We start from the raw sequence: 14,451 nt of genomic DNA, 5'->3' as shown, positions 1-14,451 counted from the left end.
TTGTGCAACGTTAGATAAAATCAGTCCCTGACTAACAGAGGGGCTGACCAAATGACCATAGCTATAGAACAACTGATTAAGATGCACGATCCGCGTTGCATGAGCATTGAATCACTGAATGTGGGGCGCGGACGTGCGATTCTCTCCAAAGAACAAATATTGGGGGCATTCGCGACAGCTCAACGCAAAAATCCCGTTGGTTACGATCTGCTGATGGCGAAATACCGACATGATAGTGATGCAGCGTTCCGTATCATGATCGCTATCTATGCGTGGGACGTGTACGCCAAATATCAGCACCTTGAGCATTCAGATATCGCCTGTTCACTGGCAATGGACATGGTTTTAGAGCGTAATTTACCCGCTCAGGTTGATCATATCGCTGGGTTATTACGCAGATACGGCACCCGATCATCACAAACTCGCAAAAACACAGATTCACTCAAAGCTGAAATTAAGCGGCTAGAGAAACAGCGTTGCCGAGATAAAACGAGCAATGCCGAGTATTTTTTAGTAGGCGAAGAAATAGAGCAATTGAGCGCTCGAATTAAGGCGGAAAGACAAGCGTTGTATGATTGGTCGGAACAAGAAGCACGGCGGAGTAATATTTGCCCACGCTGTAGCGGGACAGGTAAGACGTTGCGGCCAGTTATCGCAATATGTAATGAATGTGGTGGTCATGGGCGAATTATCGCGACGTTTGAATATTTACGGAAATCGATGGCTATCATAGGGGCTGTGATACCTGCAGGTGAGTGGTTGCAATATCTGGATCTGATTAAAGAATGTATGCGGTGGCTGTATATTGAAGAATCCAGCGCGGCCAGCGTCCTTAGCAGCCAAATTCGTGATGAAATAGAGGCATGATGATTGACCTGATCGCCTATACGCGCTAAATTTCAGAAAGATACCGGAGTATGCCTTAAAAGCTGCTCCGGTTTTTTATTGGTCAGTCCTCAAGCCGCATGGTTCGCCAGCGGCTTTTTCTATTTCCTGTCATATAGAGTGCGCCATGTCGAAAAAACTCACCCTCGATGATTATCGGACAGCAGCCGACACTTTGGGGGTGCCGGTTGCCACTGTCAGCGCTGTTACTGAAGTTGAAAGCAACGGTAGCGGATTTCTTCCTGATGGACGTGTAAAAATTCAGTACGAGCCACACGTCATGTACCAGCAGTTGACGAAACACTTCGGCGGTGCTCGGGCAAATGCTGAATTAGCGAAACATCCTGATCTGGTGTCACGCAAGCCTGGTAGTTATCAGTCCACCGATAAAGAAGATAAAGATATGGATCGGGCTGCAACCATCATTGATCGCGGCTGTGCATTGCAATCTGCGTCGTGGGGGGCATTCCAGATAATGGGCTACCACTGGAAAACCTGCAGCTACCCAACATTACAGTCTTTCATTAATGCCCAATACACGGCAGTCGGCCAACTCGATACGTTCGTGCGCTTTATTAAGGCAGACTCAAAGTTGCTATTAGCGTTGAAAAATCGTGATTGGACAACCTTTGCTCGTATCTATAACGGCCCGAACTATGCAAAGAACCGATATCACATCAAGCTTGATGCGGCGTTTGCTAAATATCAGGAGGCAGTCTAATGGAGTGGATATCCCGACTGTGGGAGCAGTTCCAGTGGGCGATCGCCGGGCTTATTGGTGCGTTGATCTCTATCCCGTTTCAGCGTGATTTGAGAACAGCGAAAGGAATCGCGATTTTTGTTTTTACTGGTAGTGCCTGTGCTCATTACCTGACGGGAATTGTCGGCGACTATTTCAATATTAATCCTTCCTCCGCTGGTGGGATTGGCTTTCTTCTGGGGGCATTCGGGGGATCGCTCATCGCAGCTATTATCAAGGCCATTGAAGCCGCCGACCTGTGGGGGCTTATCCGATCCCGGTTTGGTGGAGGTGCGCAATGATTATTACCATCGCCTACGCCGTTATTCTGTTGTGGGCTGGATGGTGTGTATTCAGTGACCACGTTAACGACGGCATTGTCGGTAAGTTGATGTACTCGGCACTTTCTGTGTCGTGTATGGGAGCGCTTGTCGGTGGAACGGGTTCAGATAGGCAGGCCGATAGTATTATCTTGCTATGCATTGCGATGATAGGAATTCGGCACTTTGTCCTGAAACAGCTTAATTTGTCCAAAAAACGATCGAATTAGCGTCATTTTGGTAACGCTACGCGAAATCTGGATCATTCACCTTCATCAATCTCCCCACTTTTTAACAGAGAAACCATGTTAACCACGAAAATGAAAGCGCTGCTGTTCTGCGGCGGAGTGGCTGCTGCGTTCGGTGCGGGATGGTATGTGCAGGGATTACGATGGGATGCGGATATTGCGGATCGGGGAAAGCAACAGTCTGATGATATCAACGCTAGTCAGCAGTCGATCATCGCGGGTCAGGCGTTCCAGTTTCAACGGTACAACGAAATCGCCAGGCAGGCGAATCAGTATGCCATCACCATTAGGGGTAAATCCGATGAAAAACAGATTATCTACCGGACGATCATCAAGAAAGATCCGGCTGGTCGCCAGTGCGTGCCTGATGATGTTGCTGTCCGGTTGCTCGACTACGCGCACCGTCTACGTGCCAGCGCAATGCGTTCCACTACCGAGCGAGTTGACACAGCCGGTGCTGGTGCCACTGCCACCACCTGCCGATTGACGTATGGGCAGGTGGTTTATTGGATTGATCCGCTGCTGGCGGCTATTGACCAAAGTAACAGCCTGTTGTCTCGAATCAGCAAAATAGATTCAGTTTCACAGTAAACAGTAATATGATTTGCATGCTAATAAGTCTTGACCTCAATAGATGTTCCTTATCCTTTTCTGTGCTCAACTTAATGTAAGGTGGTCTTTTTATGTGCAATAGAGAGCTTGCTTATAAAGTATATGCAGTGCTGCATGGGGCGAATGTAAGGAACTGTGGCAGGCCTTGTTTCGTACCGATTGATGAAATCGCTAGTACCATAAATAAAGAGTTGCCTGACCAATATACCACGGGAAAAGAGGTGATTTCCTCTATTGAAAATGATCCTTTCCGACAAAAGGATATGCATGGGGAAAAGACAGGAATTAGATTATTTGAGTACAAGTTAGTGAATGGAATAATGACTCATGCCATTCTTCCCAAACATGCCTTTGAGAATTTATCGCAATGGGATCTTTTTGATAATTAGAAGAAAATACTTTAGCTACTCCCGTTTATCCCCATAGCCTCAGCACCCGCTGGGGCTTTTTTTCGTCCCAACAAAAGGTAACTCCATGACACAAGTCACCGATCAACACATTGAGCAAGAGATTAAAGCCAAAGGCTTAACAGCGCCGCGTGTTACACCGGAGCACATACAGAGCGTTATTATTGCCGAGAACTATTTCACCGCCGCTGATGGTGTGCTGGGCGCGTACAAGGTAAACAACGATGTGTATGCCGGAACGCAGCCCAATATCCACACAGCTAGTGTTCACCCGTTACTAACGTTCTGTGTGTTAGTGCTCAAGAATGGTTTCGCCGTGACCGGAGAGAGCGCCTGCGCATCACCTGAAAATTTCGATGCAGGAATTGGTCGCAAGATTGCCCGTCAGAACGCGGTTAACAAAATCTGGCAGTTGGAAGGGTATTTGCTGAAGCAGCACCTTTATGAGCAGTCGGTGCAGCCGGAGGTGGAGCTCGCCTTAAAAAGCGCTCCTGGCGAAATTATTATTGATAGAACACCTCTCAAATTTTGTGTTTCAGCGCCAGAAGGGGCCGAAAGTGTAACCTTGGATTGCCAACAGATGGTAAAGATCAACGGCATCCCGTTTTTCCTGATGGAAGATGTACAAGCCTATACAGGCAGTAAAGGTAATGTTGCTCTCGCATTTGAAGAGCGGCCTAGTGTAGGCATGGGGGATACCAAAGCGGAAGATACACAATATAACATTGAACTGATCGCCAGAATATCCCACGAAGTCAATCGTGCCTACTGTGCAGCCCTAGGTGATGATAGTCAAATGTCGTGGGGCGATGCACCAGACTGGCAAAAGGATTCTGCTATCGAAGGCGTGGTATTCCACCTCAATGGTGATCATCTGCCAGAAGCCAGCCATAACAAATGGTTAGAGTTCAAAAAACAAGATGGCTGGAAATATGGTCCAGTGAAAGACGCAGAGAAGAAAGAGCATCCGTGCTTTGTTCCGTATGACCAACTTCCTAAAGAACAGCAGGTGAAAGATTACCTGTTTCGCGCTGTAGTCCACTCATTCAAATGATTCGTTAGGCATTCCAGAGTCACTTCCCAGAAGTGGCTCGATAATGCTTACTCAGTAGGACGCTATGGCAAAGTACGATTGGAAAAAACTGCTGGCCGATTATGCCGCCGCATATTCAGCAACGGGAATCTCCCCAACTGATTGGTGTGCTCAGCATGAGGTGCCGTACAGTTCCGCGAAGCGTTACATCACGATAAAGGCTGCAACGGATTTCATTGAGCAGAATTCGCAAATTCGCAGTTCGCAAAAAGATGATTCGCAGATTCGCAAAGGGAAAGGTGCGAATCGCAAACAAGCGAAAAAGCCTGATAGCAATGATGGTAAAGAAGAGGATGGAGCGGCAAACGCAGACGACGACAGCGGCGCTGCCCCGCAGCAAGAAGCGGAATTGAACGGGCGAGATGAAAAAGGGCGCTTCACTGAAGGCAATCCCGGCAACCCTAACGCTGTTAGCCCATTTGTTCCCGGTCATCGTCACAGTGTTAAGCACAACGCTTACGCCAAATATCTGGACGCCGATGAACTTTTTGATGCGGTGCGAGAAACTGAGCTACGTGATGAACTGATTTTCACCCGCGCCCGTGCATTGTCAGTGACGAAAACGCTAAACAAAATCATGGAGGATTTGCAGAACGCTGAATCAGTCGAAGCGCGTATCGAGCTTTACGATAAGTTCATCAAGGCTGAGCAAGGGCTTGATCGCAACATTGCCCGGATTGAGTCGATCGAAAACAGCCTGAGCAAGTTACAACTGGATGCGGTGAATGTTCCGCGTCTGAGTGCCGACACGCTACGTATTAAGGCGGCAACCGCCAAGCTGAAAGCCGAAACGGAAAAACTGACGGCGGAAAGTAAGGATGTGACGACGCCGCTCACTGATGTAGTGCGCGATATCCATGCGATGCCGGATGATGGAATGCTGGCGCAATGACGACACCGCAGTATGATGCCAGTCTCGCAGAAGGCGAGATGGACGGAATGACCGAGGCGCAGCAGCGCCTTTTTATTTTGTCAAAATTGAGCAATGCGTGGTGGCGGCTCAACAACCTGTACAAGATTGAGAATGAAAAAGGTCAGTTGGTCACGTTTCGGATGCGTCCGGCTCAACGTCGGTTGTTCCAGAACATGCATTACCGCAACATCATTCTTAAAGCGCGTCAGATCGGTTTCTCCACGGTGATTGATATCTACCTGCTCGATCAAGCGCTGTTCAATAAAAACATCAAGTGCGGGATCATCGCTCAAGATAAGGTTGCTGCAGGCGAAATCTTTCGTACCAAGATATCGATACCGTTCGACAATCTACCTGGCTGGCTGCGATCGACATTCAAGATTAGTGAGCGGAGGAGTGGGGCGAACGGTGGCTATATCCTGTTTTCTCATGGTTCCAGTATCCAAGTAGCCACGTCCTTCCGCTCGGGAACGGTTCAACGTCTGCATATTTCCGAGCACGGGAAAATCTGCGCCAAGTATCCGGCAAAAGCCAAAGAGGTGCGAACGGGTACGCTGAACGCCGTGCATGATGGCTGTATCGTGTTTGACGAATCCACGGCGGAAGGTGTGGGCGGCGATTTCCATACCATGAGCACGCGGGCGCTTGAGCTGGCGCAATCCGGTGTCGATCTGACGATGCAGGATTACAAGTTTCATTTCTATCCGTGGTTTGACGATCCGAAATACGTTGCGCCCGTTCCGGCCAGTGGCCTACGTCTGAGCAAATATCACCAGGAATACTTTGCTGCTGTTGAAAGCGCAACGCGTGTCACACTGACTGATGAGCAAAAGCAGTGGTATATCCGTAAAGAGGTCGAGCAGGGCGAGGAAATGAAGCAAGAATTTCCTTCCACGCCACAGGAAGCCTTTTTAACCTCTGGTCGCCGTGTGTTCCCTGCGATCAATGTGATGAAAGCAGAAGGCAAATGTAAGCCGCCATCCATTGTGTATGACGTGGAGCCCGTTACTGGTAAGCGTACAAAGGTTCAGTCATTACGTGGCGGTGATAAAGAAGAGCTTCAACGCACGTTGCTGAATCATCTGCTGGTGTGGGAATTACCGGATCAAGATGAAGACTACGCCATCGGCGCGGATATTGCGGAAGGGCTGGAAAATGGTGACCGTTCATCTTTCGATGTTGTGAAGAAATCAACAGGTGAACAGGTGGCGCACTGGTTTGGTCATCTGGATGCAGAATTGTTCGCGCAACTGCTGGCGCACATTGGCAAATGGTACAACACCGCGTTTATTGGGCCGGAACGCAACAACCATGGTCATGCGGTATTGCAGAAATTGCGAGATATCTACCCGATACGCGCCATCTATGCAGAGCAATATCTTGATCGTGACAACGATGATGAAACGCCAAAGCTGGGCTGGCTCACGACAAAGCAGAGCAAGCCGGTGGTAACGGAGGGACTAAAAACGTTACTGCGTGAGAACGCCAGCGGTATTCGCTGGATCGGCACCATCAATGAATTGAATACCTACGTCTACAACGCCAAGGGCGCGATGGGTGCGCAAGAAGGCTGTTTTGATGATCAGGTTATGAGCTATGCCATTGCGCAGGAAATGCGTGCTCGCATGCCAGCCCGTCCTAAACCCAAACCTATCGACAGATCTAAACCTACTCACTGGATGTCACACTGATGAATACAGCCGCTATTGAAGCTGAGGCAAAGCCACAGCAGCAGGATAACCGCGATCGTTTCACGCAGCGTCAATTACTGGATATTTCATCGGATATTGATGCGCAGCCAGACTGGAGAACCACGGCAAATACCGCCTGCGCGTATTACGACGGCGACCAGCTTGCGCCGGAAGTGGTGGCAAAGCTGCGAGAACGAGGCCAACCGCTGACTCAGCACAATCTGATTGCGCCTACCATCGATGGCGTGTTGGGTATGGAAGCGAAGACGCGCACCGATCTGATGGTTGTTGCTGATGATCCTGATGAGGAGATGGAGCAGTTAGCTGAAGCGGTAAACACTGAATTTTCTGATGCCTGCCGTTTGTCTGGATTGAATAAAGCACGTTCAGATGCTTATGCAGAACAGATTAAGGCGGGGCTGTCATGGGTTGAAGTTCGGCGTAATAGTGATCCATTCGGCAATCGCTACAAAGTGGGAACCGTACACCGTAACGAAGTGTTCTGGGACTGGTTCAGCCGTGAGGCCGATCTCAGTGATTGCCGCTGGTTGATGCGTAAGCGCTGGCTGGATGTTGATGAAGTAAAAGGTACGTTTCCCGATAAAGCAGACGTGATTGACTACTCAGTGCATGAGTGGAAAGGCTTTGTTGAATCAGATCTCGCCGAGGGACAGGAGTCCAGCCTAATTAGTGGTTATGAAGAATATAACGCTTGGAGTCGTCAGGATAGTGAATGGATATCATCGAATCGGAAGCGAGTGCTGTTGCAGGTCGTTTATTATCGTACTTATCAGCGTATGCCGGTGATGGAATTATCAAATGGGCGCGTTATTCAGTTCGATAAAAACAATGTGATGCATGCGGTCGCACTGGCGACCAGCCGGGTTACAGTGTCTATGGCGCGAGTGAGTCGCATACGTGAAGCATGGTTTGTCGGGCCGCATTTTCTTGGCGATCGTCCATGCTCAGCACCGCAGGGCATGTTCCCGTTAGTGCCGTTCTGGGGCTATCGCAAAGACAAAACGGGCGCACCGTATGGTTTAGCCTGCCGTGCTATTCCTGCGCAGGATGAAGTGAATTTCCGTCGCATAAAATTGACCTGGCTATTACAGGCCAAGCGGATCATTAAAGATGCCGATGCTGTTAACATGTCGGACAGGCAACTCATCGAAGAGGCTGAGCGTCCGGATGGCGTGATTACGCTTAATCCCGAACGGCGCAATAAAACTACCGCCGCCGATGCAGTCAACATTCAGCAGGATTTCCAGGTAGCGCAACAGCAGTTTCAGGTCATGCAGGAGAGCATGAAACTGATTCAGGATGGCATGGGCGTTTACTCGGCATTCCTGGGGCAGGATTCCAGCGCCTCTTCTGGCGTGGCGATCAGCAACCTGGTCGAACAAGGAGCGACAACGCTGGCAGAAATCAACGATAACTATCAGTTTGCCTGCCAGCAGGTTGGACAACTGCTACTTTCCTATTTGCTCGATGACCTTAAACGTCGTCGGAACTACGATGTAGTCATCAACCGTGACGATCCGCGGCGTCGTAAATCTGTCACTATCAATGAAGAATCCGATGGTGGGATGACTAACGATGTTTCCAGACTGCGAGCACATATTGCCCTTGCGCCGATCCAGCAGACGCCAGCCTATAAATCACAACTGGCTGAACGTATGTCCCAGGTTATCACCGGCTTGCCGCCGCAGGTACAAGCCACGGTACTGGATATGTGGGTTGAGCTTCTGGATGTACCGAAGAAAGCCGAGTTTATCGAACGTATCCGCAGTGCGCTAGGAACGCCAAAAGCACCTGATGAAATGACACCTGAAGAGCAACAGGCAGCACAGCAGCAACAGCAATTGCAGGCGCAACAGCAGGAACTGGCGATGCGTGAGATTGCCGGGAAGGTGGCGAAACTAGAAGCTGAAGCACAGCGTATCGCGGCGGCGGCACAGCGAGAGCAAACTTTAACGAACAGTCAGCGCTTTGATGATGCGAAAAAGCAGGCGGAAACGGGCCGTATTCTTCATGATATGGAGAACACTACGCGAGAGATTGAGGCGTTGAACACACAAATGATGCAGAGTATTCAGGGACAGATTGATTCAATCCCCATGTAACTATTGCCTCAACGCTGAATACGCGCTAAATTCGCGAAAGATACCGGAGTATGCCTTAAAAAGCTGCTCCGGTTTTTTTATACCACAAAATCAGTATCGGCCACCTTCGGGTGGTTTTTTTGTTTGTGCCGATAAGCGTTTTTAGTAGAGCGCTTATTCGCATGGGCAGCGATACGCCTTTTCCCTTTCGGATCTATCCGACAAATAGACATGCAGGAGTTATAACGTGAGCGTTGATATTGATAATTTAACGGGTAATGAAACGGCAGAGGAATTGGAAGCGTTGCTGGATGGTCTGGGCGATGTGGATGTTTCCGATGCTCCAAGTGTTGTTACGACGACTTCTGTCACTGTTCCGGCTGCGGATACAGCCACTAACCAGGCAGAGTTAACCGGTCAGACATCACAGCAGGAAAATAAGGGCGATACCAACACGCCGACGCCGGGCGTAGCTGTGGAGCAACAGACAGGTGCAGAATCAACAGGAGTAGATCAAGCCAAAGGCATTCTTAGCCGTGACGGTAAACACACTATTCCTTATGGTGTGCTCGAAGCCGAACGTGCTGAAAAACAACGACTGGCGGAGGCGAATCAACGTACTTCAGCAGCATTAGCTGAAGCTCAGCGGCAACTGGACGTCTTTACGCGCCAGATTAACGCTGCTGGCTTGCAGCCAGCGCAGTTGCCGGAAAAAGCTAAAATCACGCCAGAGCAGATCGCGACGGTACGTGATAGTTTCCCTGATGTTGCGAATGTGCTTGATGCGCTGACGCAGAAAGTGGAATACCTGCAATCTGCGCAGCCAGCGCCAGTAGTTTCTCAACCTGTTAATGACAACCCCGCCGTTGCGGCACTTGATGCCACGCCAGAATTGAAAAACTGGCAAGGCAGCGATCCGGACCGCTTCACACTGGCGGTGCACATTGATGAAACGCTCAAACTTGATCCTACATGGAAAGATAAACCACTTACTGAACGATTTGGTGAAGTTGTGAAACGTACCCGCGCTGCGTATGGGGAGCCGACTGAGAGCGCACAATCGGCACCTCAGACTGTGACGTCACCGGTAACGCAACAACCAACCACCGAAGAAATTCAGAAACTGGCGGCAGAAAAGCTGTCGGCAGCGACCACGGCAGCAACACTGCCTGCCTCTCCGTCAGATGTTGGTTCAACAACCACTCATACTGCATCGCCATTGGAACAAGCGATCAATGCCGATCCTGACCAATTGCAAGCAATGTTTGCAGGTATGACTAACGAGCAGATTGAAGCGCTGCTAGAACAAGCCATCTGACGTTACACACTCCACACTCACATCATCCAACCCGCCGCGTGCGGGTTTTTCTTTTTTAGGGAGTCAACATGACTACGATTACCTCCGCCCAAGCGAATAAGTTGATGCAGGTTGCGCTGTTCACCGCAGCCAACCGCAACCGCTCATTCGTTAACATCATGACGGAACAGCAGGAAGCGCCCAAAGCAGTAACGCCGGATAAAAAAGGTGTGAAGCAAACCAGCTATACCGCACCAGTGGTGCGTATCACCGATCTGCAAAAACAGAAAGGTGATGAAGTGGATATGCAGATCGTCCACAAACTGTCCAAGCGCCCGACGATGGGCGATGCGAAGCTGGAAGGGCGCGGTGAAAACCTCGCGTTCGCTGACTTCTCTCTCAAAATCAATCAGGGTCGCCACCTGGTTGACGCTGGTGGGAAAATGTCAGAACAACGCTTCAAGCATAATCTGAACAAAACCGCTCGGACTCTGTTGGGAACGTACTTCAATGACCTTCAGGATCAGTGCGCTACAGTGCATCTCGCGGGATCTCGTGGTGACTTCATCGCTGATGACACCATCTTACCGCTGGTCAGCCATGGCGAGTTTGGCAAAATCATGATCAATGATGTGCTGCCGCCAACCTACGACCGTCACTTTTACGCCGGTGATGCGACTAGCTTTGAAGGTCTGGATGCTGCGGATCTGTTTACGCTGGGTGTGGTTGATAACCTGTCTTTGTTTATCGATGAAATGTCGCACCCGCTCCAGCCCGTCAAAATGTCGAAAGACGAAATGGCAAATGAAGATCCGTATTACGTGCTAAACGTAACGCCGCGCCAGTGGAATGACTGGTATACGTCTACCTCCGGTAAAGATTGGCAGGCAATGTTGTCCCGCGTGATTCAACGCTCCAAAGGCTTTGACCATCCACTGTTCAAAGGCGAGTGTGCGATGTGGCGTAACATCCTGGTGCGCAAATACACGGGTATGCCAATCCGCTTCAATCCGGGTTCTCTGGTTTCTGTGTCCGGTAATGATCTGACAGCCACTGTGACCCAGAAAGAAGCGAAAACCACTATTGATCGCGCAATGCTGCTCGGTGGTCAGGCGCTGGCGAATGCTTACGGTACGGGTGAGGGTGGCGGTCACTTTGGCTATCACGAAGAGAAAGTGGACCACGGAAACGGTACGGAAATTTCCGTCCGCTGGATTAACGGGCTGAAAAAAATTCGCTTCCAACAGAAAGATGGTCGCTTGAATGACCATGGTGTCATCGTCGTGGATTCAGCGATTACCACCGGGCGTTAATCCCATTCCATAACGGCAGGCTCCGTCCTGCCTCCTTGTTCCATTCGGAGAGAATCTTATGGCAACTATTCAAGCGCCCTCTATGCGTGACGCTATTTATCAAGGGCCGCAGGGCAACCTATCTTTGGCTGAGAGCCAAATTGTGCTTTCTGCCGCCGCCGCTGGCGCGGTAGTTGAGTTACTGGAAATGCCGATCGGTATGCGTATCTGTTCCATTGATATTGTCAGCGACGCGTTGGGCGCAGGCGTAACAGTGGAAGTAAAGAGCGGTGAGCATACGCTTGTCGCAGCGGCCAGCCATGCTGATGCGGTAGCGAAATCTGTACCCGTGGTGCCGTACAGCACGGCGTCCAGCGGTGAGAAAATTACCGCCACGATTGCCGGAGGTGCCGCAACGGGCCGTCTGGTCATCAATGTGAAGTATGTCGCGGTAGGCTACTAAGCCGCTTCCAACATTATCCAGCCCACTTCGGTGGGCTTTTTCATAAGGATTAAAAAATGACAGAGATTTCTGTTGTGTACATCGGTGAGAAAGACAAAAAGCGCGATACCGTAACGGGTAGTCGCCTGATCTTTCCTCGCCTTAAACCCGTCAACGTTGAAAGCGGGATTGCTCACCAGTTGCTGGAATTTCCTACCGTATGGGTACGTGAAGACCAGGTGACATCGGTGTTGGCGCAGTCAGCGGAAGACGAGGCATTAAAAGTCCAGTTGGCTGCGGAAGAACTGGCACGCCAGAAAGCTGAAGTTGCGGCGAATAGCTTTGTAGTGAAAATTGGCAATGATGATGTTGACCTGGCAAAACTAACTTCTGCGCAACTGGCAACGCTGATCGAAGCGGAAGATTTAGATCTGAAACAGGGCGCTCAGGAAAAAGTTAATGATTTCCGTGCTCGCGTTCGTGAGGTCATCAAAGCGAAGGACGCTAAATAATGGCATCGCTTGACGCATTCCTGCCAGCGATCCGCAAACATATTAGCGGGCCGTTAGATTTCATGATGCTGCAATCTGCATTGGAAGCCGCTATCACATTTTGCCGTGAGTCGCTGTTCTGCCGTGAATCGCTGGTGCTGGCAGAGGTTGAGCAAGGTGTAACGCTCACGCTGACGGAGAGTCTGGAAGTGAAGTGCGTCAAGCGCTTACTGGCCACCGATATTAGCAACCCGGATGATCCGGCCGTTCTTATTGCTGGCGTAGACTTTACCGTGATTTCAGCGAATCACATTGCGCCTACACGGCCGTTTGGTCGTATCGCCATTCTCTTTGCTGTGGAACCTCGTCGCACTGCGGATAGTGTGCCTGATGCGTTGGCTGACGATTATGCGGATGTGATTGCTGCCGGTGCGTTGGAAGACCTCTATTTGATGCCGGGCAAGCCGTGGAGCGATCCGCAACGAGCCGCGTATTTCCGAACCATCTTCACTGATGGTTATCGACGTGCCTATCGTGATGCGCTTGATAACTCCCCGATAACCGGCTTCCACAATCCCGTCCGTAAACACGAATTCTACTAATGACAACGATTAACGACATTATCGGCAGGGCAAACTCACAACTGCTGGACTCTCTGTGGCTGCGCTGGCCCAAGTCCGAATTGCTGGATTATTACAATGATGCGATTAACGCCATCATTATTATTCGTCCAGATGCAGGGGCATCTATTGAAATATTTGATTGTGAGCCCGGTACTAGACAGCATTTACCAGAGGGGGCTATACGGTTACTAGAAATTACGCGAGTAGTTGGGGGGCGAGCTATTCAGCCGTTTCCGCGTGATGTTCTCGATTACCAGTATCCCGACTGGCACAGCATAACGGGCCCGATTGAGCGCTATTGTTACGATGAGCAGACGCCTAAAACCTTCTTTGTTTTCCCCGGCGCACTGGCCGGAGCTCAATTGGAAATCAACGTCGCGCGTTTACCTAATCCTGCCAGCATTACCGAGATCCCCCAAAAGTTCCCCCTTGATGAGTTGTATATCAACCCTGTTTTGGAATGGGTTTTGTTCCGTGCGTATGGCAAAGATAGCGAGAACGGCAATAACGCAATGTTGTCGTCTCAGCACTATCAAACCTTCGTCGATCTGTTGGGCGTTAAATCACAAACTGATACTGCGGCAGGGCAGAAAAAGCAGGCGCAATATAATGGGAGCACGCAAGCATGAGCGTATTAATCAGTGGCGTATTAGTTAACCCTGCTGGTATTCCTGTTCCTCATGCTGAAATTACCTTTACCGCACTGACAAATGGTAATTCAGTGTTGAACGGTTTTTCTGCATCGGTAATCGCAAATGACGCCGGGGAGTACGCTATCCCTCTTGAGCTATGTGATTACTCGATCTCCATTCAGGCAGACGGAAAAAATACGTTGTACGGCTCGGTTTCAATTAACGAAAAAACCACGCCGACAACACTGAATGAATTACTGAAAATCCAAGCGATGGAACAAACCGTCACGCCTTCTGCGATCGCTTACTTTCGTGAGATTCAGGCAGATGTAACTGCGAAGTCGGCAATGGTTCAGGAGTTAAAAAATAGGACGGAGATTGCCGCTAACAATGCCATTGCTGCTAGGGATGCAGCGGCGCAGTATGCCCAAAATCTCAGTGCTGCGGTAATTCAAGCAGAGCGTGCCAGTACATCAGCGACCGATTCAGCCAATGCCGCTATAACTGCTAAAAATGCGGCAGAGATGGCGGCGGGAAACGCTCAGGCTACGCTTGATGGCGCAATGAAAAAATCAGCAAATGGTTCTGATATTGATGATGTAGAAGAGTTTCGCGCAAACCTGGGTTTGAAAGACGGGGCTGTGCATGACGTGCAGACTACTCC

At 50.0% G+C, this 14,451-nt stretch carries 17 protein-coding genes and 1 pseudogene; all 18 read left to right on the top strand.

Annotated features, from left to right (window positions below; translation table 11 throughout):
- The first annotated feature begins 51 nt into the window (after nucleotides 1-51).
- The gene (locus tag ACKPVM_RS19475) at nucleotides 52-867 is read left to right on the top strand and encodes a TIGR02642 family protein (RefSeq protein ID WP_409311409.1); all 816 of its coding nucleotides are present in this window, start codon (nucleotides 52-54) and stop codon (nucleotides 865-867) included.
- A 145-nt stretch (nucleotides 868-1,012) separates the two neighbouring features.
- A complete protein-coding gene (locus ACKPVM_RS19470; RefSeq protein ID WP_409311408.1) occupies nucleotides 1,013-1,606 on the top strand; it encodes an N-acetylmuramidase family protein in 594 nt (197 codons plus the stop codon).
- Nucleotides 1,606-1,926: an MFS transporter gene (locus ACKPVM_RS19465; protein ID WP_409311407.1), complete on the top strand. Its 321-nt coding sequence runs from the start codon at nucleotides 1,606-1,608 to the stop codon at nucleotides 1,924-1,926. The genes ACKPVM_RS19470 and ACKPVM_RS19465 overlap by 1 nt, the downstream gene beginning before the upstream one ends.
- Nucleotides 1,923-2,174, top strand: a complete 252-nt coding sequence (locus ACKPVM_RS19460; RefSeq protein WP_409311406.1) for a hypothetical protein — start codon at nucleotides 1,923-1,925, stop codon at nucleotides 2,172-2,174. The genes ACKPVM_RS19465 and ACKPVM_RS19460 overlap by 4 nt, the downstream gene beginning before the upstream one ends.
- A gap of 75 nt (nucleotides 2,175-2,249) precedes the next feature.
- Nucleotides 2,250-2,783, top strand: coding sequence for a hypothetical protein (locus tag ACKPVM_RS19455; RefSeq protein ID WP_409311405.1), 534 nt, complete (start codon nucleotides 2,250-2,252; stop codon nucleotides 2,781-2,783).
- A 92-nt stretch (nucleotides 2,784-2,875) separates the two neighbouring features.
- Nucleotides 2,876-3,193: a hypothetical protein gene (locus ACKPVM_RS19450; RefSeq protein ID WP_409311404.1), complete on the top strand. Its 318-nt coding sequence runs from the start codon at nucleotides 2,876-2,878 to the stop codon at nucleotides 3,191-3,193.
- Between the two features lie 85 nt (nucleotides 3,194-3,278).
- Nucleotides 3,279-3,662: pseudogene (locus ACKPVM_RS19445) on the top strand (Gp49 family protein); the annotation flags it as partial.
- A gap of 129 nt (nucleotides 3,663-3,791) precedes the next feature.
- A complete protein-coding gene (locus ACKPVM_RS19440) occupies nucleotides 3,792-4,265 on the top strand; it encodes a RyR domain-containing protein (protein ID WP_409311444.1) in 474 nt (157 codons plus the stop codon).
- Nucleotides 4,266-4,329: 64 nt separating this feature from the next.
- A complete protein-coding gene (locus ACKPVM_RS19435; protein ID WP_409311403.1) occupies nucleotides 4,330-5,196 on the top strand; it encodes a terminase in 867 nt (288 codons plus the stop codon).
- 47 nt (nucleotides 5,197-5,243) lie between these two features.
- Entirely contained in the window at nucleotides 5,244-6,908 is a 1,665-nt protein-coding gene (locus tag ACKPVM_RS19430) for a terminase large subunit (RefSeq protein WP_409311443.1), read from the top strand.
- Complete coding sequence (locus ACKPVM_RS19425; protein WP_409311402.1) at nucleotides 6,908-9,031, top strand: portal protein; 2,124 nt, start codon at nucleotides 6,908-6,910, stop codon at nucleotides 9,029-9,031. Before ACKPVM_RS19430 ends, ACKPVM_RS19425 begins: the two co-directional genes overlap by 1 nt.
- 226 nt (nucleotides 9,032-9,257) lie before the next feature.
- Complete coding sequence (locus ACKPVM_RS19420; RefSeq protein WP_409311401.1) at nucleotides 9,258-10,328, top strand: hypothetical protein; 1,071 nt, start codon at nucleotides 9,258-9,260, stop codon at nucleotides 10,326-10,328.
- A 68-nt stretch (nucleotides 10,329-10,396) separates the two neighbouring features.
- A complete protein-coding gene (locus tag ACKPVM_RS19415; protein ID WP_409311400.1) occupies nucleotides 10,397-11,620 on the top strand; it encodes a phage capsid family protein in 1,224 nt (407 codons plus the stop codon).
- Nucleotides 11,621-11,678: 58 nt separating this feature from the next.
- A complete protein-coding gene (locus ACKPVM_RS19410; protein ID WP_409311399.1) occupies nucleotides 11,679-12,062 on the top strand; it encodes a hypothetical protein in 384 nt (127 codons plus the stop codon).
- A gap of 56 nt (nucleotides 12,063-12,118) precedes the next feature.
- Complete coding sequence (locus ACKPVM_RS19405) at nucleotides 12,119-12,553, top strand: hypothetical protein (protein WP_409311398.1); 435 nt, start codon at nucleotides 12,119-12,121, stop codon at nucleotides 12,551-12,553.
- The gene (locus ACKPVM_RS19400; protein ID WP_409311397.1) at nucleotides 12,553-13,134 is read left to right on the top strand and encodes a hypothetical protein; all 582 of its coding nucleotides are present in this window, start codon (nucleotides 12,553-12,555) and stop codon (nucleotides 13,132-13,134) included. The genes ACKPVM_RS19405 and ACKPVM_RS19400 overlap by 1 nt, the downstream gene beginning before the upstream one ends.
- Entirely contained in the window at nucleotides 13,134-13,784 is a 651-nt protein-coding gene (locus ACKPVM_RS19395) for a phage adaptor protein (protein WP_409311396.1), read from the top strand. Before ACKPVM_RS19400 ends, ACKPVM_RS19395 begins: the two co-directional genes overlap by 1 nt.
- Nucleotides 13,781-14,451, top strand: a 671-nt coding sequence (locus ACKPVM_RS19390) for a prophage tail fiber N-terminal domain-containing protein (RefSeq protein ID WP_409311395.1), incomplete at its 3' end; no start/stop codon positions are given. The genes ACKPVM_RS19395 and ACKPVM_RS19390, both read left to right, overlap by 4 nt.

This window comes from Pectobacterium hainanensis (assembly GCF_046237015.1).
GTDB lineage: Bacteria > Pseudomonadota > Gammaproteobacteria > Enterobacterales > Enterobacteriaceae > JBJYIN01.
This window is presented reverse-complemented; position numbering and strand designations above follow the sequence as displayed.